This is a genomic window from Acinetobacter sp. COS3, from assembly GCF_000475335.1.
GTDB classification, from domain to species: domain Bacteria; phylum Pseudomonadota; class Gammaproteobacteria; order Pseudomonadales; family Moraxellaceae; genus Acinetobacter; species Acinetobacter venetianus.
Genome location: NZ_AXCD01000007.1, coordinates 60,977 through 78,792, shown reverse-complemented (window position 1 = coordinate 78,792; position 17,816 = coordinate 60,977). Strand labels below are relative to the sequence as shown.

The 17,816-nt window shown below is 37.3% G+C and carries 20 protein-coding genes and 1 pseudogene; 9 read left to right on the top strand and 12 right to left on the bottom strand.

The annotated features are described in order from the left end of the window. Positions 1-8 precede the first annotated feature (8 nt). A complete protein-coding gene (gene grxD, locus IO68_RS21200) occupies positions 9-350 on the bottom strand; it encodes a Grx4 family monothiol glutaredoxin (protein ID WP_004772459.1) in 342 nt (113 codons plus the stop codon). A gap of 163 nt (positions 351-513) precedes the next feature. Between grxD and IO68_RS21195 the strand changes: the two genes are divergently transcribed. Further along, positions 514-1,728, top strand: a complete 1,215-nt coding sequence (locus IO68_RS21195; protein WP_023012849.1) for an aspartate aminotransferase family protein — start codon at positions 514-516, stop codon at positions 1,726-1,728. 46 nt (positions 1,729-1,774) lie between these two features. Here the strand turns inward: IO68_RS21195 and IO68_RS21190 are convergent, their stop codons facing one another. The 3 genes from IO68_RS21190 to IO68_RS21180 form a co-directional block, all read right to left on the bottom strand. Then, positions 1,775-2,206: a CBS domain-containing protein gene (locus IO68_RS21190; RefSeq protein WP_004879821.1), complete on the bottom strand. Its 432-nt coding sequence runs from the start codon at positions 2,204-2,206 to the stop codon at positions 1,775-1,777. A gap of 136 nt (positions 2,207-2,342) precedes the next feature. Continuing rightward, positions 2,343-2,720, bottom strand: coding sequence for a DUF2750 domain-containing protein (locus IO68_RS21185; RefSeq protein WP_004879819.1), 378 nt, complete (start codon positions 2,718-2,720; stop codon positions 2,343-2,345). Positions 2,721-3,192: 472 nt separating this feature from the next. Then, positions 3,193-3,426, bottom strand: coding sequence for a hypothetical protein (locus tag IO68_RS21180; protein WP_004879818.1), 234 nt, complete (start codon positions 3,424-3,426; stop codon positions 3,193-3,195). Between the two features lie 226 nt (positions 3,427-3,652). On the opposite strand from IO68_RS21180, the gene IO68_RS21175 reads away from it, so the two are divergent. From IO68_RS21175 to IO68_RS21145, 7 genes and pseudogenes are all read left to right on the top strand, one after another. After that, on the top strand, positions 3,653-4,012 hold the full coding sequence (locus IO68_RS21175) for a hypothetical protein (RefSeq protein WP_004879816.1): 360 nt from the start codon (positions 3,653-3,655) through the stop codon (positions 4,010-4,012). Between the two features lie 111 nt (positions 4,013-4,123). Continuing rightward, a complete protein-coding gene (locus tag IO68_RS21170) occupies positions 4,124-4,453 on the top strand; it encodes a hypothetical protein (protein ID WP_007483435.1) in 330 nt (109 codons plus the stop codon). Between the two features lie 118 nt (positions 4,454-4,571). Further along, positions 4,572-5,687, top strand: a complete 1,116-nt coding sequence (gene ftsY, locus IO68_RS21165; protein ID WP_019384505.1) for a signal recognition particle-docking protein FtsY — start codon at positions 4,572-4,574, stop codon at positions 5,685-5,687. A gap of 177 nt (positions 5,688-5,864) precedes the next feature. Continuing rightward, positions 5,865-6,461 carry a nitroreductase family protein gene (locus IO68_RS21160; RefSeq protein WP_004879809.1) on the top strand — a complete coding sequence of 199 codons (597 nt, stop codon included), beginning with the start codon at positions 5,865-5,867 and terminating at the stop codon, positions 6,459-6,461. Positions 6,462-6,686: 225 nt separating this feature from the next. Beyond that, complete coding sequence (locus tag IO68_RS21155) at positions 6,687-7,361, top strand: DUF2057 family protein (RefSeq protein WP_023012848.1); 675 nt, start codon at positions 6,687-6,689, stop codon at positions 7,359-7,361. An 81-nt stretch (positions 7,362-7,442) separates the two neighbouring features. Further along, positions 7,443-7,961, top strand: a pseudogene (locus tag IO68_RS21150) (GNAT family N-acetyltransferase). Next, positions 7,961-8,377, top strand: a complete 417-nt coding sequence (locus IO68_RS21145; RefSeq protein WP_023012845.1) for a hypothetical protein — start codon at positions 7,961-7,963, stop codon at positions 8,375-8,377. The pseudogene IO68_RS21150 and the gene IO68_RS21145 overlap by 1 nt, the downstream one beginning before the upstream one ends. A 132-nt stretch (positions 8,378-8,509) precedes the next feature. On the opposite strand, the gene IO68_RS21140 is transcribed toward IO68_RS21145, so the two are convergent. From IO68_RS21140 to IO68_RS21105, 8 genes are all read right to left on the bottom strand, one after another. Continuing rightward, positions 8,510-8,806, bottom strand: coding sequence for a cyd operon YbgE family protein (locus tag IO68_RS21140; protein WP_019384511.1), 297 nt, complete (start codon positions 8,804-8,806; stop codon positions 8,510-8,512). A 4-nt stretch (positions 8,807-8,810) separates the two neighbouring features. After that, entirely contained in the window at positions 8,811-8,912 is a 102-nt protein-coding gene (gene cydX, locus IO68_RS33545; RefSeq protein ID WP_000270276.1) for a cytochrome bd-I oxidase subunit CydX, read from the bottom strand. Between the two features lie 14 nt (positions 8,913-8,926). Continuing rightward, positions 8,927-10,072, bottom strand: a complete 1,146-nt coding sequence (cydB, locus tag IO68_RS21130) for a cytochrome d ubiquinol oxidase subunit II (protein WP_019384512.1) — start codon at positions 10,070-10,072, stop codon at positions 8,927-8,929. Then, positions 10,069-11,646, bottom strand: a complete 1,578-nt coding sequence (locus tag IO68_RS21125; protein ID WP_004879794.1) for a cytochrome ubiquinol oxidase subunit I — start codon at positions 11,644-11,646, stop codon at positions 10,069-10,071. Before IO68_RS21125 ends, cydB begins: the two co-directional genes overlap by 4 nt. Further along, positions 11,646-11,837, bottom strand: coding sequence for a cytochrome oxidase putative small subunit CydP (gene cydP / locus IO68_RS21120; RefSeq protein ID WP_023012844.1), 192 nt, complete (start codon positions 11,835-11,837; stop codon positions 11,646-11,648). The genes IO68_RS21125 and cydP overlap by 1 nt, the downstream gene beginning before the upstream one ends. 563 nt (positions 11,838-12,400) lie before the next feature. After that, positions 12,401-13,012 (bottom strand): OB-fold-containig protein, encoded by a 612-nt coding sequence (locus IO68_RS21115; RefSeq protein WP_019384515.1) that lies wholly within the window; start codon positions 13,010-13,012, stop codon positions 12,401-12,403. A gap of 22 nt (positions 13,013-13,034) precedes the next feature. Continuing rightward, positions 13,035-13,340: a Rieske (2Fe-2S) protein gene (locus tag IO68_RS21110; RefSeq protein ID WP_019384516.1), complete on the bottom strand. Its 306-nt coding sequence runs from the start codon at positions 13,338-13,340 to the stop codon at positions 13,035-13,037. 16 nt (positions 13,341-13,356) lie between these two features. Then, positions 13,357-14,370, bottom strand: a complete 1,014-nt coding sequence (locus IO68_RS21105) for an adenosine kinase (RefSeq protein WP_004879785.1) — start codon at positions 14,368-14,370, stop codon at positions 13,357-13,359. A gap of 489 nt (positions 14,371-14,859) precedes the next feature. Here IO68_RS21105 and IO68_RS21100 point away from each other — a divergent pair, with 489 nt between their 5' ends. Continuing rightward, positions 14,860-17,799 carry an insulinase family protein gene (locus IO68_RS21100; protein WP_023012843.1) on the top strand — a complete coding sequence of 980 codons (2,940 nt, stop codon included), beginning with the start codon at positions 14,860-14,862 and terminating at the stop codon, positions 17,797-17,799. The last annotated feature ends 17 nt before the right edge of the window (positions 17,800-17,816 follow it).

The window sequence follows — 17,816 nt, the reverse complement described above, 5'->3', positions numbered from 1 at the left end:
TTTACAGCTTATGCTTCAGGTGCAGGGCTGTATTGTTCAACTAATGGTTTTAACTCACCATTTTGGAACATTTCAAGCATGATATCGCTACCACCAATTAACTCACCGTTTACCCATAATTGTGGGAAAGTAGGCCAGTTCGCAATTTGAGGTAAAGTTGCACGAATATCTTGATTTTCCAAGATATTTACATAGGCAAATGGGCGACCAATTTGGCTAAGTGCTTCTACTGCACGAGCAGAAAAACCACATTGCGGGAATTGTGGAGTGCCTTTCATGTAAAGTAAAACAGGGTGTTTCGCAATTTGATCACGAATTAACGCTACTGTATCACGCGCTTGTTCCGTCATAGATAGATCCTCAACTAATCTCCGTAAATTATATACCGAAAAAATCACTTGGGGCTATTGATAAAGATTTTTCTTGTATAAATGTGAGTTTAAGCTTTCAATCTACTCAAGTTTTTGCTTATATAACTTTTTCCACTACAACTAACGATAGATTGAGTTTGTTATGACTAATATCACTCTTGCTCCTGTACAACCTGATCAACCATCACATCTTATGGCTACTTATGGTCGCCAAGCGATCAGCTTTGTACGAGGACGAGGGGCATACTTATATACAGCAGATGGAACTGAGTACTTAGATGCTTTAACAGGTATTGCTGTATGTGGTTTAGGTCATGCTCACCCAGTGATTGCGGAAGCAATTGCTGAGCAAGCTGCAACATTAATTCATACTAGTAATTTATTTGAAATCCCTTGGCAAACCGCTGCGGCTCAAAAACTTGCTGAAGTTTCTGGTATGGAAGAAATTTTCTTCTCAAATAGTGGTGCAGAATCAAATGAGGGTGCGATTAAAATTGCACGTAAATTTGGTGCTCAACAAGGGATTAGCAATCCTAAAATTCTAGTTGCCGAGCAATCATTTCATGGCCGTACATTGGCGACTTTATCTGCAACTGGGAATAAAAAAGTTCAAGAAGGTTTTGCACCATTAGTTGAAGGTTTTATTCGTGTTCCATTTGGTGATGTGGAAGCGATTCAAGAAGCTGCAATCCATCATCCAGATATCGTTGCTATTCTGATAGAACCGATTCAAGGCGAAGGTGGTGTGAATACAGCACCACAAGGCTTTAGCTATTTGGAAGACGTGCGTGCCTTATGTAATCAACATAATTGGTTGATGATGCTCGATGAAATTCAAACAGGGAATGGTCGTACAGGTAAATACTTTGCTTACCAACATACCAATATTGTGCCTGATGTAATGACAACAGCAAAAGGTCTAGGGAATGGCTTTCCAATTGGTGCGGTGATGACTCAAGGTAAAGCTGTCGGTTTACTAGGTGCTGGAAGCCATGGTTCAACATATGGCGGTACAGTATTGGGCTCTCGCGTAGTCTATACAGTGATTGATACGCTAAAGAAAGAAAATGCAGTTGAAAATGCAGCTACAGTTGGTACTTATATTGTTGAGCAGCTCAAGGCAGAATTAACAGAGCATAATGTACAAGTACGTGGTTTCGGCATGATGATCGGTATTCAATTACCGAAAGATTGCCCAGAGCTTGTAGGGATCGCACGTGATGAGTATCAATTAATTGTGAATGTTACAGCAGGTTCTGTAGTGCGTTTGCTTCCGCCATTAAATATGACTCAAGATCAAGCAGATGAATTGTTGAAACGTCTTGTTCCTGCAATTAAGAATTTTTTAAAAGCTTAATTCTACAAATAAAAAAGGGCAATTAATTGCCCTTTTTTATTGCTTATTATCCTGAGATGTACTGCTGAAGTTGCTCAATTAAAATGCGTTGATCATCCATTGCTGCTTTAACGAGATCGCCAATCGAAATAAAGCCTACAAGTTTCTCTTGTTCTAAAACAGGTAAATGACGTAAATGCCGATCAGTCATAAGTTGTAAACATTCTTCTACAGTATGATTCAGCCCAACTGAAATAACTTTAGAAGTCATAATGTCTGAAACAGGGGTGTTGTTTGATGAACGCTCCATCAATGCGATCTTACGTGTATAGTCACGTTCTGAAAAAATTCCGATGACTTTTTCATCTTCTGCAACGACTAATGCACCAACACCTTTCTCTGCCATAATTTTAATTGCTTCAAGTACAGTCGCATTTGGTGAGATTGTAAAAATTGATTGTACTGCTTTATTCTTGATGACTTGAGCAACGATTGTCATTGTTTATCCACCTATGTTGTATTGTCATTTTCATTTAACTTAACGGTATTTTTTTTAATTGCAAAGCCCTAATTTACTTACAATGATAACTTTTTCTCATAAATGCTTAAAAAGTCATCATTGTACGTTGTCGCACTTAGGCAGGCATAACTGCTGCATCATGCATAAAAAAGAAATGCTGCATTTGTTGGGTTGAAAGCTTAAATTTACGATGTGATGAATTGAAAAGAGCAGGCTCTACTTGCAAACGAGTAAGTGTCGGTAAAAGAGATTCATGGAAATCTTTCGGGGTGATTTTTCGTGGTTTGTAATGCTTCCAATGCGATTTTGCATAACGATGTGCTTGAACGCCATTTAGCCAAAATGGGAAAACTGGACCATCTTGATCAGACTTGATTGCCCAACCCTGATGATATAATCCCCAAAGAACACCGCAATACATCATTGTTTTTAGAATTGAAATTTTAATCATCAACTCTTTAGAGACTGGTTGAAAATGGTTAAACCGATACATGTTATTAAACTAATAGTATTCAAACTTATGTTTTATTATAAGAAATCTAGATGGCATTTATGTTTAAACAGTTCATGTAAATCGTAAGCAAATATTCTTGTTTATAAGAAAATTAAGACTTGCATCACCATTAATAATATAAATTGCGACTTTGATTTAAAAGGGGGTGTTTTGTTGATCAAGGAAATCGAAAACTAATACATAGAAAATTGTTAAAACTCTCCATCGTGCAAGGGCTTCTAGCTACTTTGTATAATTAGTGAATAAATCTACATCTAAGGATGCCTTGGCATTTAGAACTCTAATAAGCTCTGTAGCATTAAACCGATGCTAAGAAGAATTGTATTTATAAAATGTAAGATATTAAAAATGCCACCTGAGCAAGTCAAAGCAACTAAGCTTTGGCGCAGTGCGAGTAAGATGATAGGGGATGAAAGAAGGTATTAAAAAACGCCACCTAAGTGACGTTTCTTTATGCTTGTAAGGTTGCCATCTTCTGCCAATACTGTGCTTTCAGGGAATCACGTTCTACACGGAAGCCTTGATAATACAACTCTGCTAAAAATAATGCCGCTTTACCGTGACCTGCTTTTGCTACTTCTTCAAGCTCTTTCACTGCATCTTGGAAGTTTTTTTGCGACTGAATTGTATTTACCGCATTAGCATATACATGCTCTAATTCATGGTTAGTAAAATGTTGAATCATATATAACTCCTTATTTTAATTATGATTACCGCAATTTCTATTCAAAGATACTTTACTTTGAATTTAAGCTACTTTAACTTTGAATTGTTAAAGTATTATGACAATAATGATTGAATTGTCAAATATTTTGGGTGTCATTTCGTAAATAAAAGCTTACACGATTAAACATTTGCGGGAAATAATTTTAAGTAGAATCAATATGAGAATAATAGAAAAGGAGAATAACATGTCAAATGTAATTGATGGTGTAAACTTGGATGTGCCGCCATTAGAAAGCCAAATTATCGAACTTGCAGATCATCATCGAAAACTGCTTGATGAAGCTATATTTCATCAGGAAATTCATTTAGGTGATTACTGCTTAGCTCAGCGTAAACGTGTTTATGATTTTGCAAGTCATTTAAGTCCTGCTGAAAAAGATCGCTTTTATCAAATCTATGATGGTGAGCTAAGAAGTATTGCAGATGATGATGATTTACATCCTGCTGATGCAGAAAGTGGGGTGGGAATGTTTGCTATTTTTATCAGTCTGGTGATCATTGCCTTCATTCTCTATTTTGCATTTGTTCGCAGTTTAATGAGCTAGCCTATCTGAATTTTACTACGTTCAATGAGTTGCGAAATCGTGACTTGTTGAATGTAGGGCTTGTTGAAAATGCGTATGACACATAAACTACAGATAATTCTGAGGTAGGTTATGCTGTCGATACTTTCTAAACATAAACTTTTACAGTCAAAATTTGGAACCAAAATAGATCAATTTAATAATATTTTGGTATCTATTGTTATTGCTGCGATTTTCATACTTGCATACAGTGCACTTTTACGTCCGATTAACCAACTTCAATATCAAAAAGTCATTCAATATTCTCAACAAGCGAGCCATCCGAAAACTCAAGATATGGCAGAATCAATACTGAAACATGATCAAATTCGCCGTGTAGAATATTTGAAACTTTTAAATGCTTATCAGTTCGAATCAAATCGTATTAAGCAATATCCTGCAATGGCACAAGATGATGAATGAGTTTTAATCAATTCATTTTTATTTAGAAATGAATGGGTTGCCCGTATCGGGTAAAAGAAATCAATTTGTGCTAAACTCGCCCACATTTAAAAAGCTGCTTTTTTCTCAAGGAATCGACATGCAACAGCAATCGAATATGCAAAACAAATTCTTGATAGATGCTGACATCGGTGATGATGATGTTACGTTACCAAGTTTACCTGCTGTTGATGTGCCGATTGTTGAACCTGTACAGCAGCAAACTCCAGTAGAAGCTCCAATTGTTGCTGTAGAAGAGGTTTCTAGTCCAGCAGTTCAAGAAGAAGCAAAATCAGGCTTCTTTGGTCGTATGAAAGATGGCTTGACCAAAACACGTCGTAGTTTTACGGATGGTATGGTCAATATCTTAATTGGCGGCAAAGAGATTGATGATGAGTTGTTAGAGGAAGTTGAAGAACAACTTCTTGTTGCTGACATTGGTGTAGATGCAACCAAAACAATCATTGCAAATCTTACGGAAAGAACGGCACGTGGTGACTTGATCTATTCACATGCACTGTATAAAGCATTGCAGGAAGAGCTGGTGGCTTTACTTGCTCCGCGTGTAAAACCTTTGCATATTGATCCGAACAAATCACCTTATGTGATTCTTATGGTTGGCGTAAATGGTGTTGGTAAAACGACAACCATTGGTAAGCTTGCAAAGCGTTTACAAGGTGAAGGTAAGAAAGTCATGTTGGCTGCGGGTGATACTTTCCGTGCAGCAGCAACTGAGCAATTGCAAATTTGGGGCGAGCGAAATGACATCCCAGTAGTTGCACAAGGTCATGGTGCAGATAGCGCATCAGTCATTTTTGATGCTTTTGAAAGTGCGCGTGCCAAAGGCATTGATGTCTTAATTGCAGATACTGCAGGGCGTTTGCAAAACAAGTCTAACTTGATGGAAGAGTTGAAAAAAGTTAAACGTGTGATGCAAAAAATTGATGCAACTGCACCGCATGAAATTATGTTAATCGTTGATGCTGGTACAGGTCAAAATGCAATTAACCAAGTTCAACTGTTTGATGAAGCGGTTGGTTTAACTGGTATTACCATTACTAAATTAGATGGTACGGCAAAAGGTGGCGTGCTATTTAATATCGCAAGTCGTACTCATGTGCCAATTCGCTATATTGGTGTAGGTGAGAAAATTGATGATTTACGTCCATTCTCGGCTAAATCATTCGTTGCTGCATTATTTGAAACAGATAAGTAATCATTTGTGGTTAGGATAGACTCCACCTCGTGTGGAGTTTTTTTATTTATAATAAAATTTCACCGTTGCAAAAATAAAACGATCTGTCATGTTTTTTAGGCTATAACAAAAAAATGTACCGTTATACACTACATTCAATCCAAGATAACACCCGAAGGGTACAAGAGGCATAACAACATGAGTAACTTCTTAAATAGCATTAAATCACGTCGTACTATCTATGCAATTGGTAAAAATCTTTCAGTTGATCAAACTACAATTGAAGAGACGATTCGTGAAGCTGTTAAGCAAAGCCCGTCTTCATTTAACTCACAAACTTCACGCGTTGTGACGTTATATGGTGAGTCTCATACAACATTCTGGAATATTGTTCGCGAAACTCTACGTAAAATCGTACCAGCTGAAGCTTTTGAAGGTACAAATGCAAAAATTGATAGCTTTGCAGCTGGCTTTGGTACAGCATTATTTTATGAAGATCAAGATGTAGTAAAAGGCTTACAAGAACAGTTTGCTCTTTATGCTGACAATTTCCCAGTATGGTCTGAACATTCAAGTGCAATCGCTCAATTTGCGACTTGGACAGCTTTATCTGAAATTGGTGTGGGTGCCTCATTACAACACTACAATCCAATTATTGATGAAGAGGTTGCGCAAACTTTTGATATCCCAGCAAACTGGAAATTACGTGCACAGCTTGTATTTGGTTCAATTGAAGCAGCTGCTGGCGAAAAAACTTATATGGATGATGCTGCACGCTTTAAAACTTTTAACTAAGTTTCATCCGTACCTAAAAAAGAGCACGTTAACGTGCTCTTTTTTTATGTCATTAAATAGAAATATTCGCCTAAAGAATGATGGTGTATATCATTAAAAATAATGTATATATCTTAAAAAAGCCGAATTGATAGAATAGACAGTTTGGTTTATTGTCATAAAATAGTCACAATCGCATTGCATAGTGCATACGATTTCATAAATGTTTATATCGAGAAGAGTCTAATGTCTTTAAGAGTTGGTGTTGCTGCTTTCGGGTTATTATTAAGTAGTTCAGTTTTTTCAGCAGTTACAATCACTGCACCTGAAGAGATCGTGATTCTTGCTGTAAATGGTCAAGAAGTAAATAATGGATTGATTCCGTCTAAGAAGAATAACTACCAAGTAGATCCAGGTAATCTAACTGTAAATGTTCGCTATCGTGAATATTTTGAGCATTTGAATGGTGAGCATGACATCGTAAAATCAGGTGTCGTTACAATTCAAGCACCAAATTTACAAGACAATTCATCATACCGTTTAGCATTAGTTGGCGCTCCAAAAAGCTTTGATGCTGCCAAAAAATATGCTGATCAACCAACGGTTGGGTTATACGATCAAAATAATAAACTCGTAGTTCAGCAAACAGGTGCGAATAATGAAACACAACCTTGGTTCTCTGGTGGCAATTTCTTAAGCCGTACGCTTGATTTGACGCAAAAAAATAAGAACAACACAGTCAACCAACCAGCGCCAGTTTATGCTGCTAATGCGCAAGCTGCGGCACCTGTTGTCGTGACAACAGCAGCAGTAGCTGGTACTGCTAAAACAACAGATCAACAACTGGTAGATTTATGGCAGAAGGCTTCTAAAGCTGAGCGTCAAAAGTTTATGGCTTGGTTGGCAGGTCAAACGAACTAGTTTATTTAAGAACTAATTCTTTTAAAGTTATACAAGAACCGATGTTATCATCGGTTTTTTATTGTGTTTAAAATTCTAAAAATGCCTTTAAATATTAGAAAAGCGCTTACAGACGACATTGAGCAATTAACCAAACTGATCAATTCAGCCTATAGAGATCAATTGAGTCGAAGTTGGACTACTGAGAAATCTTTTGTTCAAGGAAATAGAATTACTATTCAGCAATTAGAAAGAGATTTGGAACAAGAGAATTTTCAGTTGTTAATTGGTGAGAATGAACAAGGTTTGATGGTGGGGTGTATTGGTTTAACTTTTAATCAAGATACGGTTGAAATAGGAACTTTTGCCATTGATCCAAAGGTTCAAAATTCAGGTTATGGGCGTGAAATGCTTGGATTTGTAGAAAATTATGTTCCTAATCATCATCCTGATGCGTCTTAATTCATTATGTATGTATTAGATGTGAGAGTTGAATTGATTTCATTTTATGAGCGCCGTGGATATTGCAGAACAGATCGTATAGAAGCTTATCCGATAGAGGCAGAAGTAGGGCAGCCATTAGTGCCAATTCAGCTTATTGAAATGAGAAAAGCAATTTAATGAAACATGTAAAAAATCGAAGAAAATATATTGTCATTTTGACTTTTGGTATTTTATTCATCGCTTATTATTTTTTATGGTTAGGTCAAAGAGACTTTTATCAATTAGCTAATATGGATGAGGTAGAAAAGGGTTGCTATCGATATGAATCCGATGACGGATTAAAAAATATAGCACGACACGAGATTATTCGTTTGTACGGAAAGGATGCCTTAAATGAACAAAGAAAACTTTATGTTTATCATATTAAGTACACAAATGAAATTGCGGTAGGCGGTAGACCATATGGGTTTTTCAAAGCTTTTTATTTTTATTTCTTTGCTAATAACTATCTTACGCCACTGACGGTTATTCTAGTTAATAATCCAAATAGTATGTGTATATCTGTACAATCCGCTTTATATCAGAAAAATTAATAAATTATTTAATAATAATCATAGGGTTTTTATTTATAACAAGTACATTGTCATTTATTTGTAATTACAAGTAAATTCTAAAGTAATAAAAAGAGGAAGCAATTTGCTTCCTCTTTTGTTTGGATTTGAAAATTAATTACCCAACCAAATGTAGTAACCTAAAATCATTAAAGGCCATGCAACATAAGGGCTAAATAACCATTTCCATAACCAGAATCTTGGTATAAATCCAACGCCGTGAATGAAGCCACCAGAGATACCGATCATCACAAGCATTAACAGGCTGTGATTATAGTGTCCATTTGCATCAAGCATTAACGAAGGATGTACCAATAAAATAGCAGCAAGTGGCAATGCCAACAAAAACGAAACGGTCATTGCAAGCACTTGAGCTTTACTATTCTTCGGTGTTGTCATTGCTTCAGCCATTTTATTATTCCTCATCTAAATTTTGATGATGTTCGATATAGAGTGCACTAAGTACACCAGCAAAACATGCCATCAAAATGCCTAGAATCCATGCAAAATACCACATTTCACATCTCCTCATTAGTACAAACTATGTGAATTTTCTTGAATATGTTTGTTTGTAATAACACCCCACATTTTGTAATAAGACCAAGAGGTATAGATCAAAATGAGAGGAACGAAAATACATGCAGCAACAGTCATTACACCAAGTGTTTTGTGACTTGAAACAGCATCCCACATAGTCAAGCTTGATGTAGGATCAATGCTGGATGGTAATAGGAATGGGAACAATGCAAAACCAGCAGTTAAGATTGCACCAACCACCATTAAACTCGTACCTGTGAAGCTCATAGCAGCTTTGTGTTTAGCCGCACTGATAATCACTAATAATGCACCCAAGATAGCAATGATTGGGGCAGCCATTGTGATTGGATAAGTTGAGTAGTTATTCATCCAACCATGATTTGCATTTGTCACAACATCTTTAGCAAGTGGGTTTAATGCAGCATTGGTATTTACAGCAGTCGCATAGCTATAACCATCGATATTGCCGAAGAATAACCAAGCACCTGCCGCTAAGAAACATACGAGGAATACAATTGCCATAATCTGTGTTGCTTTAGCAGAACGATTATGTAAATCACCATCTGTACGGAGCATTAACCAAGCGCCACCATGAGCACATAGCATCGATAAGCTCACAATACCGCAAATCAATGCAAATGGATTTAGTAGGGCAAAGAAGCTACCTGTATATTGTGAACGTAGTGTTTCATCTAAAGTAAATGGCACGCCTAAGAATAAATTACCGAAAGCAACGCCGAATACTAATGCAGGTACAGCACCACCAACGCAAAGCCCCCAGTCCCAAGAATTACGCCATTGTGTATTTTCTAACTTGGAACGGTAGTCGAAACCGACGGGCCGTAAGAATAGGGCAAACAAGACTAAGAGCAGCGCCCAATACATTCCAGAGAAGGCAACGGCATAAACCATTGGCCATGCGGCAAATAAAGCACCACCCGCAGTAATAAACCAAACTTGGTTACCATCCCAGTGTGGTGCAATCGTATTGATTGCAGCACGACGTTCTGAGTCAGTTTTACCGACAAATGGCATGAGTGCCATAGAGCCCATATCGAAACCATCAGTGAGCGCGAAGCCAATCAGTAGTACACCTACTAAAACCCACCAAATAATTTTTAGGAGTTCATATTCGATCATGACTGAGCCTCCCCAGCTTTAGCTTCTAATTTCTCAAAGTGGTATTTACCAGTATGCAATGAACTTGGTCCTAAACGAGCGAACTTGATCATTAAGTACATTTCAATAATGAGAAGTACGGTATAGAACGCAGCGAGTGCAATAATCGAACCCCACACATCACCTGTACTTACACTTGAAGCGGATAAGTGTGTTGGTAAAATTTCACCAATTGACCAAGGTTGACGACCACCTTCAGCAACGTACCAACCTGTTTGTGCAGCAATCCATGGAAGTGGTAAAGCAAATAAAGCGAACTTCAATAACCAAGGTTTGTTTTCTGCATTACGTTTAGCGACAGACCATGTAGCGAGAACAAACAGCAATAGCATTAAGAAACCTGAAGCAACCATCGCACGGAAAGAGAAGAATAGTGCGGCAACGTTTGGAATAGTATCTTTAGTTGCAGCTTGGATGTGTTCTTCAGTCGCATCAACAACATTCGGGGTATATTTTTTCAATAACAGACCATAACCTAAGTCTTTTTGGTTCTGTTCAAATGAAGCAAGTAAATCAGGAGAGCGGTCGCCAGCACGAAGCTTTTCTAACTCGCTATAAGCCACCATACCGTTGCGAATACGCACTTCATGTTCTTTCATAAGGTCTTTTAGACCTGTTACTTGTTTGTCAGTAGAGCGTGTCGCAATAATACCCATAACATATGGAATCTTAATTGCGTAGTCAGTTCGCATTTCTGCTTGATTTGGAACACCAAATAGAGTGAATGCAGCAGGGGCTGGTTCTGTATGCCATTCTGCTTCAATCGCAGCAAGTTTAGTTTTCTGAACGTCACCTAATTCATAACCAGATTCATCGCCCAGTAAGATTACTGAAAGAGTAGATGCCAAACCGAAAATCGCGGCAATTGCGAATGAGCGACGAGCAAAAGGTAAGTCGCGTTTTTTCAATAAGTAGTAGCTAGAAATCGCGAGTACGAAAATCGCACCGGTGACATAACCTGCTGAAACCGTGTGAACAAATTTTACTTGAGCAACTGGGTTAAAGATTAAGGCACCGAAGTCAACAAGCTCCATACGCATGGTTTCAAAGTTGAATGCTGCACCGACAGGGTTTTGCATCCAACCATTGGCAATCAAAATCCATAAAGCGGACATGTTCGAGCCAATTGCAACGAGCCACGTTACACCTAAATGTTGAACTTTAGAAAGGCGATCCCAACCAAAGAAGAATAAACCAATAAATGTTGATTCTAGGAAGAATGCCATCAGGCCTTCGATGGCAAGTGGTGCGCCAAAGATATCGCCGACATAGTGAGAATAATATGCCCAGTTAGTACCGAACTGGAATTCCATGGTTAAACCAGTGGTTACACCTAGAGCAAAGTTAATCCCAAAGAGTTTCCCCCAGAACTTAGTCATGTCTTTATAGATTTCTTTACCTGAAATCACATATGTGGTTTCCATAATGGCAAGAATGAAAGCTAGACCTAATGTTAGAGGGACGAAAAGAAAGTGATACATTGCGGTCATTGCAAATTGGAACCGCGAAAGATCGACCACGCTTTCAGAAATCATCAACGTGTCTCCTGATTGTTGGACATGTCACCAGCAATACGCTCGGCAACTTCATTGTTAAAATCTTTTGGAATCGTTGGGGCATCAAACCAGATGTTCTTAATCACCATAAGGATCGCAACTTTAATAATAAGAATTATTGCTATTTCACGGATTAAGCGCCGATTTGGATCTTGAGAACTCGTGTTCATTGGAACCTAGCCTCATATTTTAAAAAGATGTAAAACATTATTAAATAAAATTCATTAAAAATAAACCTTTAGGATATTTAAAATAATTCATATGTGTTAAGTTTATATAAAACAATATGTTATGTTGTTTTTATTGGTTTTTATAAAATAAGTATAATTAACCTACTAAAACAATAGGGTATAGATTTTAAATCCGATTAAAACAATTGTATTTATAATTTTAAACCTGATTAAAAAGATATGATTTATTATTATTTAAATATAATTAAAACCTAGTAAAATAGTATGAATATAAAATAATTAATATTTACATGGGCTTAGATCTTTAGTTACATAAAGAAGTAATAAGTGTAATGAAAACACTATAAAACCAAGTGTATTACTAGAGTTTATTGTTGAAAATGTGATGCATTTCTCTATCAAAAACTGCTTCAAACTTCTGAAAAGAAAGCAAGTAGGGCATTACGGAAAATAATGAATAAAAACACCGTTAAATTTGTAACATTTTGTAATTTTTCTTGCTATGGCTATGTCGAACTTTAATAAGGTCTAATCTTATTTAATTAATCTGCTGTAAAAAGCTTATTTGAGAGTGAAATCTTTTTTGCTAAATAATGAGAGTTGGATTTTTGACTAATCAATAAGACTTGTGACTGTAGCTCTAATTCACCAAACTCTGGTTCAACTTGTACATAATAAAGTTGACCAAACTCATCTCTTACACGCGCCTGTGCAGAAAAACCAGGACGAGCATTGCCTGTAGAGATTGTAGCTAAACGACCTACTAAGCTAGTGTGTGTATGAGTTACCTTTGGCTTAATGACCTGATCGAGACAATGGATCATAAATACGGTGAAGAAGATATCAATGATTAATGCTGGAATAAAAAGATAATAAGGTGAAATGAAGTAGTGCTGTAATGCGAAGAAAGATAGCTCTAAAAAATATCCAGCAAAACTAAAATTGATGAGTAAGAAAACAAAAATTAAATATTTTGAAAACTTTACGTCTAGTAAAGGAGAGTTCAGCAGCCATTCAGGTGTGAGTTTTTTGACTAAATGACTTGGACGTAAACCGATGAATATCCCGATGGTTTCTGCGATGCTGAGAAAAATCAAAGCAACTACGCTCATGTGAAATGGCATAAGGTAGTAATTTAGAAAAAACTCAGTCATAGCAGAATTCATAATTCAGGTATTAGTCAATATAAATACCACCATCAGAGTGGACTTCCAAATTTACCTTTTCAAGGAAGTCACCCAAACAAGGCCCTGATATACATTCACCAGTTTCAACAGAAAACAATGCACCATGAGTAGAACATTGAATATACTCACGATCTTGATCTAGAAACTGGTTTTCTAAGTATTCAAGTTCCGTTTGTAAGTGCGGACAAACATTTTGGTAAGCATAAAAGCTACCATCTTTTTGGGTAATAAAGATTGTTGTGCCTTTCATCGTGTCGAATGCGCGTGATTCACGTTCAGGCACTTCCTCAGTCATGCAAATCTTTTCCATGTTATGCACATTCCTGTTGAGTCGCTTTAAATTGTTCAAAGAGTTTAGCGTAGTTTTCAACGCTTAAACGAGGGCCGAATTGTGCTACGACTTCACTTGAAATAAGAATAGCAAGTTGCGCAGCAGCCTCCAAGCTGAGACCTGCATTGATCGCATAAAGGAATGCACCTGCAAAGGCATCACCAGCACCATTAGTATCAACAGCTTCTACTTGACGACCAGCTACATGGAATTGCTTTGATGGATCGATAATCATCGCACCATTTGCACCCTGCGTAATCACAATGTGTTGATTATTGACTTTTAATGCTTCGATAGCCGCATCAAGATTGTCTGTATTGGTGAACATCAATGCTTCTTGTTCATTACAGAAAAGTAGATCAACGCCGTCATCTAATAATTCTTCTAAGCCTGAGCGAGCATATTGAACCATTGCTGGATCTGAAAGTGAGAGTGCAATTTTCACTCCGTGTTGCTTTGCTAATTCACGAGCTTGTTTAACTGCAACTCGTGCAGTATCACTTGTAGACAGGTAGCCTTCGATATAAATCCATTTCGCAGTTTTTAGTGGTTCGAAATCAATTTGTTCAGCAGATAACTCAGCTGTAATTCCAAGAAAGGTATGCATGGTACGTTCAGAGTCAGGGCTGATTAGAACCATGCAGGTGCCTGTAACACCTTCGCTGATTGATTGTTTCGCTGTCTTGATACCTGCATCATTAAGACCATTCAGATAAATTGAACCTAGTTCATCATTACCGACACGGCAACCATAAAAAGCAGTACCACCTAGAGCACTAAACGCAACCGTTGTATTTGCTGCTGAACCACCGCTTGCTTGACCTTTATAGCTTTGGCTATCTTGAAGCTGTTGATATAACGCTGCTTGAGTTTCACCATCGGTCAACTGCATTGTGCCTTTTTGCAAAGCTTGCTGTGTTAAAAACTCATTTGAGACTTTAAATTCTTGGTCAATGAGTGCATTCCCAATTGCAAAAAGATCAACAGTCGCCATGTTTGTCATCACATTAAAATTCAAAATGCAAAGTTTACACTAATGCTCTGGATTACAGTAGTTTGTTGAAAAGAATACAGCTAATAAGTGCATAGTTTAGGATAAAGATATAGATGATTTTGATTAAACAATTACAAATTGTTGATGTGCTAATTCATTTAGATTCGCTATTCATCTATTGCAAAATGAAGGCTTAGGTTTTATTGATAGATTTAAACAAAAAAATTTAAAGTCAAAAATCGCTTAAAGCGAGTAGGAGGAGAAAAGCTATCGAGATTAAGTTGAGCCAACAATTTTATTTAAAGTTTATTATTAGACCTTGAATTTCAGTGATGTAAATTTAAAAGAAATTGCTCTGCATAGGTATATTGCTTAGTCGATGAATTTTTCTACAAAAACATAGTAATTTACATGGATATCTCTATCTATTCTTCGGTAGACTCTCTAAAGTAAATTGTAATCATTTAATGTAGATAAATTGGAGATAACATGACTGTAGATGTTACTGAAAGCATTACTCAAACTATTCATCCTGCGTTTCAGCTATTACGTCAACATCATGTAGAAGCACTTGATATCCAAGTTTCAGAATATAAGCACAAAGTTACTGGTGCAGTTCACTATCATTTAGCTACTAGTCATGATGAAAATGTATTTTTAGTAGCATTCAGAACACAACCTATGGACTCTAAAGGCACAGCACATATTTTAGAGCATACTGCACTCTGTGGTTCTGAAAAATTTCCTGTACGTGATCCATTCTTTTTGATGATTCGCCGTTCTTTGAATACATTTATGAATGCATTTACAGCGGCGGACTGGACAGCATATCCATTTGCTACACAAAACAAAAAAGATTTTCAGAACTTACTTTCTGTGTATTTAGATGCAGCATTTGCAGCTAATTTAAATCCGCTGGATTTTGCACAAGAGGGTATTCGTATTGAGTTGGAAAATGATCAAGCTGTTTATAAAGGTGTAGTCTTTAATGAAATGAAAGGAGCAATGAGTTCTCCTACAGACCAACTTTACCATCAGCTAGCACATCATTTATTCCCAGAGACAACGTATCATTATAATTCTGGTGGTGATCCAAAGGATATACCAGACTTGAGCTATGAGCAGCTTGTTGAGTTCTATAAGACACATTACCACCCGAGTAATGCAGTTTTCATGACCTTTGGTAATGAAAGTGCACATGACCTTCAAGAGCAATTTGAAAAATTAGCTTTACATAAGTTCTCTAAAGGGACAACTTTATATTCAACGCCTGAAAAACGTTTAACTGCACCAGTTGAAGTGACCGAAAGCTATGCGGTTGATAGCGAAGATTTAACAGACAAGACTTATCATGTAATGTCTTGGTTGTTACCTGAAACCAGCGATATTAAGCTGCGTTTAGGGATGCGTTTGGTTGAGGGGATTCTGTTAGAAAACTCGGCTTCTCCATTACGTCATTATTTAGAAACCTGTGGTTATGCTCAATCAACGGGCCCACTCATGGGTGTTGATGACAGTAACTTTGAAATGACTTTCTATTGTGGTGTTCAAGGTTCAAATGCTGAACACGCTGAAAGTTTCAAAAATGGTGTATTACAAGTTTTAAATGATGTTGCTTCTGCACCTGTGGATACAGATCTTGTCGATGCAATTCTTCACCAAATTGAGTTGCATCAACGTGAAATCAATGGTGATGGTACACCTTATGGCTTAAGTCTAATTCTAAACGGCTTGGGCAGTGCAATTCACCATAATGATCCGATTCATGTATGGGATGTTGATTCTGCGATTGAACAAGTCAAAGAAGAACTCAAAGACCCAATGTGGTTGTCTAATTTGATTCAAACGCATTTGTTAGATAATCCACATCGTGTACAAATGACGCTTGTTCCAGATGCAAGTAAGTCTGTGAAAGAACAGCAAGAGGAACAAGCGCGTTTGGCTGAAATTACGGCTCATTTGACTGATGCACAAAAAGTTGAAATCCAAGAAAAAACTGAAGCGCTTAAAAAGCGTCAAGATACGCCAGATAACTTGGAACTGTTGCCAAAAGTTGGACTCGAGGATGTGCCTGCTGATCTACAGATCGTACAGGGGCAATTACGAGAAATCATTTGTAACGGTTTGGATACACCGCTCAATCTTTATCATGCAGGTACTAATGGGATTTATTACCACCAGGTCTTGATTCAAATTCCTGATGAAATTGTTCAATCACCATATTTCAATTTACTCTCAATCCTCATGGGTGAAGTGGGTGCTGGCGAATATGATTATCTTGAATTCCAACAAATCCAAACTGCGGTTAGTGGTGGTCTCGGTATGGGCGCATCTTTGCGTAGTAAAGTTGATGACAAAGAGCGCATCAGTGCTTGGTTAACTTTGACTACGAAATCGCTTACTCAAAAATTTGATGCGATTCAATTGTTGAAACTGGCATTTGAAAAACTACGCTTTGATGAGAAAGATCGTATTATCGAATTATTGCAACAACGTAAAACTCGTTGGCAGTCTCGATTGTCTGGTTCTGGGCATAGTTATGCAATGCAAGCCGCTTCTCGTCAAATGAGTGCTTTAGCTCGTCGTGATTATCACAACACAGGACTTGGCGCATTAAACTGGTTGAGTGATTTAGTTAATAAAATTGATCAAGATGAAACAGCATATCAATCCTTGATTAACGAATTACAGGCCATTCATCGAAAGCTTTTACAAGCGCCTAAACAGTTCTTGCTTGTGTGTGAAGAACATCAATCTGATCGTCTGGTCGAAGAAATCCAAAATGTTTGGGATAAATTAGAAGTTAACAAAGAACCTGTAAGCTTAACCCAAGTTGAACGTGTAGAAAGTTCAGAAGATGAAGCTTGGTTGATTCAAGCCAATGTTCAATTCTGCTCGTCAGCATATCAAGCAGTTGATGTGGCGCATGCAGATGCCGCACCTTTAATGGTACTTGCAGCATATTTACGTAATGGCTTCTTACATAGTGCAATTCGTGAAAAAGGTGGAGCATATGGTGGCGGTGCAAGCTATGATGGAAATGCATGTTCATTCCGTTTCTATAGTTACCGCGACCCACGTTTAGTTGAAACATTTAATGATTTTGAAGCAAGTATTCAATGGTTATTGAATACTGAGCAGCAACCTCATCAACTAGAAGAAGCAATTCTTGGTTTAGTTGCAAGTATGGACAAACCAGGTTCACCAGCGGGTGAGGCAATTACAGCTTGCTATGCCTTGCTTCATGCACGTACACCTAAATTCCGTAGATTGTTACGTGAACGTTTGTTAAACGTTAACCTAGATGATGTAAAACGTGTAGCTACACAATATTTGTTAGAGCAGACACCTGTGAAGGCAGTAGTTGCACCATTTGCGAAGCGTGAAGAGTTACAGAAACTTGGCTTTAATATTCAACAAGTAAATTAAAAGAAAAAATTGGAGAA

Coding starts and splice junctions, on each gene's coding strand:
- cydP (WP_023012844.1), bottom strand. CDS start 11,837: ATGAACACGAGTTCTCAAGATCCAAATCGGCGCTTAATCCGTGAAATA.
- IO68_RS21140 (WP_019384511.1), bottom strand. CDS start 8,806: ATGGCTGAAGCAATGACAACACCGAAGAATAGTAAAGCTCAAGTGCTT.
- IO68_RS21190 (WP_004879821.1), bottom strand. CDS start 2,206: ATGACAATCGTTGCTCAAGTCATCAAGAATAAAGCAGTACAATCAATT.
- IO68_RS21185 (WP_004879819.1), bottom strand. CDS start 2,720: ATGTATCGGTTTAACCATTTTCAACCAGTCTCTAAAGAGTTGATGATT.
- IO68_RS21110 (WP_019384516.1), bottom strand. CDS start 13,340: ATGACTGAGGAAGTGCCTGAACGTGAATCACGCGCATTCGACACGATG.
- IO68_RS21145 (WP_023012845.1), top strand. CDS start 7,961: ATGAAACATGTAAAAAATCGAAGAAAATATATTGTCATTTTGACTTTT.
- IO68_RS21100 (WP_023012843.1), top strand. CDS start 14,860: ATGACTGTAGATGTTACTGAAAGCATTACTCAAACTATTCATCCTGCG.
- grxD (WP_004772459.1), bottom strand. CDS start 350: ATGACGGAACAAGCGCGTGATACAGTAGCGTTAATTCGTGATCAAATT.
- IO68_RS21115 (WP_019384515.1), bottom strand. CDS start 13,012: ATGACTGAGTTTTTTCTAAATTACTACCTTATGCCATTTCACATGAGC.
- IO68_RS21175 (WP_004879816.1), top strand. CDS start 3,653: ATGTCAAATGTAATTGATGGTGTAAACTTGGATGTGCCGCCATTAGAA.
- IO68_RS21160 (WP_004879809.1), top strand. CDS start 5,865: ATGAGTAACTTCTTAAATAGCATTAAATCACGTCGTACTATCTATGCA.
- cydB (WP_019384512.1), bottom strand. CDS start 10,072: ATGATCGAATATGAACTCCTAAAAATTATTTGGTGGGTTTTAGTAGGT.
- IO68_RS21105 (WP_004879785.1), bottom strand. CDS start 14,370: ATGGCGACTGTTGATCTTTTTGCAATTGGGAATGCACTCATTGACCAA.
- IO68_RS21155 (WP_023012848.1), top strand. CDS start 6,687: ATGTCTTTAAGAGTTGGTGTTGCTGCTTTCGGGTTATTATTAAGTAGT.
- IO68_RS21180 (WP_004879818.1), bottom strand. CDS start 3,426: ATGATTCAACATTTTACTAACCATGAATTAGAGCATGTATATGCTAAT.
- IO68_RS21125 (WP_004879794.1), bottom strand. CDS start 11,646: ATGATTTCTGAAAGCGTGGTCGATCTTTCGCGGTTCCAATTTGCAATG.
- ftsY (WP_019384505.1), top strand. CDS start 4,572: ATGCAACAGCAATCGAATATGCAAAACAAATTCTTGATAGATGCTGAC.
- IO68_RS21195 (WP_023012849.1), top strand. CDS start 514: ATGACTAATATCACTCTTGCTCCTGTACAACCTGATCAACCATCACAT.
- IO68_RS21170 (WP_007483435.1), top strand. CDS start 4,124: ATGCTGTCGATACTTTCTAAACATAAACTTTTACAGTCAAAATTTGGA.
- cydX (WP_000270276.1), bottom strand. CDS start 8,912: ATGTGGTATTTTGCATGGATTCTAGGCATTTTGATGGCATGTTTTGCT.